The sequence below is a fragment of the Wolbachia endosymbiont of Cylisticus convexus genome, from assembly GCF_003344345.1.
The window spans coordinates 1-2,622 of record NZ_QPIP01000193.1; the positions used below are offsets into that span (position 1 = coordinate 1).

Genomic DNA, 2,622 nt, shown 5'->3' on the forward strand with positions numbered 1-2,622 from the left:
TGGATTGTATATTAAATCAAAGTCGCAAGGCTATAATGAGCAAGGAGTGATACTGTCAATTGGATTGATTGATAGAAATCGTAGGAATCTCAGTACACTCCTTGCTTAAAAAATGTAGTACGAACGGTAGGGGGATCTAAAAGATCGAATCACAATCCTGTACATCATTTATATTGTTATTTGATTATAATTTATAGGTGCAAAAATGGCTAGAACAGTTTTTATGGGTATTGATGTTTCAAAAGAGACACTTGATATTTCAATCAACAATAAACATCAGCGTATAGAAAATGCAGAAAAAGCTATATCTGAGTTTATAAAGTCAAAAATAGTTAATGTATTTGTTGAATTATGTGTAGTAGAATCAACAGGCGGTTATGAAAAACTTGTCGTAAAATTGTTACAAGAACATAGTATAGTTGTGCATAGAGCTCACCCAAACCGGGTATATGCGTTTGCGAAAGCTTGTAACCATTTTGCAAAAACAGACAAATTAGATGCAAAATTGCTAGAAAAGTATGCTGAATTTATCACAAAAAACGATGAGGTAGTAGAATGTATAGTTTCACAAAAACAAGAAGAACTAAAAGAACTAAGAGCAATTGAGCGTAATCTAAGCGATGATGTTCACGCAAATATGTGTCGTTTACATAATGTGACAGGAAAAGCCAGAGAATATATAGTAAAGCAGATAGAATTTGCCAAAAAACAATTAGAGCAAGTTAGGCAAGACATAGAAGACATAATAGACTCTGACCCTGGTTTGAAGGAAAAAAGCAAACTTCTAACTAGCTATAAAGGTATTGGACGCAAAATTGCGAGTATCCTACTCATAGAAGTACCTGAGCTTGGTAGATTAGATAATAAAGAAATAGCCTGTCTAATTGGAGTTGCACCAAAAACTAATGAAAGCGGAAGAAAGGTAAGCAAAGCTCAAATCATAGGTGGCAGGTTTTATGCTCGAAAAGCATTATACATGTCTGCTGTGGTCGCAATGCGTCATAACAGGAAAATGAAAGCTCTTTATCAGCGCTTAGTTGCTTCTGGCAAAGCCGCTAAAGTTGCATTAGTTGCTGTCATGAGAAAAATCATTATTTGTTTAAATGCCATGGTAAAAAACAATAGTTTTTATCTTGACGCTTAAGACGGTAGATTCCGGCCACCCGGATGATAAGAAAGGAACCACTGAAAATAAATAGGTGTCATCCCAGTGCTTGACACTGGAATCCAGAAATATGGGGTATGTATAGAAGTTATTTTAAAATACAACGTTTTGATGAGATTAAAATAGGTGTCATCCCAGTGCTTGACACTGGGATCCAGAAATATGGGGTATGTATAGAAGTTATTTTAAAATACAACGTTTTGATGAGATTATTGGATTCCAGTGTCAAGCACTGGAATGACAAGAAAACTGGGATCCAGAAATTTTAGGTACAAAAGTAATCCTAAGTTGATGAGATTACGAAAAGAGTGGATTCCAGCGTCACGCGCTGGAATGACAAGAAAAGGCCACCCGGATGATAAGAAAGGAACCACTGAAAATGGCTTTGTTGCATCGCTCTTTGGATAGTAGATAATGTATAATAAATTCATGAAGCTATCTCAAATTTAGCGACGCCAATTTCAATAAATTTATTGAGTAAGTAGCATTTTATTAGCAATTCTTTTTCACGATTTACTTCGGATTTATTTCTAAAGCTAAACCCAAATGTTTGTTTTAGTCGCGAAAAAAAAACCTCAATATATGACCTCTTTCCATAATTTACTTTTTCTTTCCACTTCTTCATACCATCTTCATTATGTAATTTGATTAACCTAATAGCAGTGTTCCTATCAGACATGTAGTCTATTTTTAAATGCTCTGCTGCACAGGTTTTTGGTAGAATTTTTGCTTTTATATTATATTCTTTGCATAATTTATAAAGCTTATGCCTATCGTACGCCCTATCGGCATATAGTACTTTTACGACATGCTGAAAATCAACTTTTTTTAGCAGATCACAAGTGATCAGAGTAGACACCGTTACTGTATTTTACAGCTATGGCGTTTTTGCTATTTATATTCAACATTACATGCAATTTTCTTGTCTGTTCATAGCTGCGATACTTTCTATCTTTACTATTTTCCTTACTGTGACCAGGGGTATTATTATAAATACTGATACTTGTACTGTCTATGGCAATTTCAATATCTTCCATATTGTTTTTGTCAACTCTGCAATCATTGATCTTAATATTGAGTTTTTTAAACCTTCTTGAAGCCTGCGAATAGCTAATGACTGCTAAGCCTTTTCCTACTTGCTGCAAATATCCTTTTATAAACCCTACCGTTTGTCTTAAGCCAATTCTAAAGAGACTAGCGACTATATGCACTAAAATCACAACTTTATCACTGTAAATATTGTTGCCACCGAACACTTTTGGACCATGTTCGTACCAATTTTCTATTAATAAAATGAAAAATATTTCCTCTTTCTTGGAGAAATTTGTTATATTCATTGCAGTTACTGACTTTCATTTGCTGTGGCATATTTTTTCTTCAATGGTTAAATGGCTATTCTATAATGAATTTTGTCAGTAACTGCCAGTTCTTTTCTCTTGAGTGATGCAACAAAGCCA

The 2,622-nt window shown here is 34.2% G+C and carries 2 protein-coding genes and 1 pseudogene; 2 read left to right on the plus strand and 1 reads right to left on the minus strand.

Features of this window, described 5'->3' with window-relative positions:
• The first annotated feature begins 205 nt into the window (after nucleotides 1-205).
• Together Wcon_RS10190 and Wcon_RS11295 are read left to right on the plus strand one after the other, a co-directional pair.
• The gene (locus Wcon_RS10190; protein WP_114516788.1) at nucleotides 206-1,144 is read left to right on the plus strand and encodes an IS110 family RNA-guided transposase; all 939 of its coding nucleotides are present in this window, start codon (nucleotides 206-208) and stop codon (nucleotides 1,142-1,144) included.
• A gap of 98 nt (nucleotides 1,145-1,242) precedes the next feature.
• Nucleotides 1,243-1,434, plus strand: coding sequence for a hypothetical protein (locus Wcon_RS11295; protein ID WP_147269192.1), 192 nt, complete (start codon nucleotides 1,243-1,245; stop codon nucleotides 1,432-1,434).
• A gap of 158 nt (nucleotides 1,435-1,592) precedes the next feature.
• On the opposite strand, the pseudogene Wcon_RS13575 reads toward Wcon_RS11295, so the two are convergent.
• A pseudogene (locus Wcon_RS13575) lies at nucleotides 1,593-2,533 on the minus strand (IS5 family transposase).
• Between the last annotated feature and the right edge of the window lie 89 nt (nucleotides 2,534-2,622).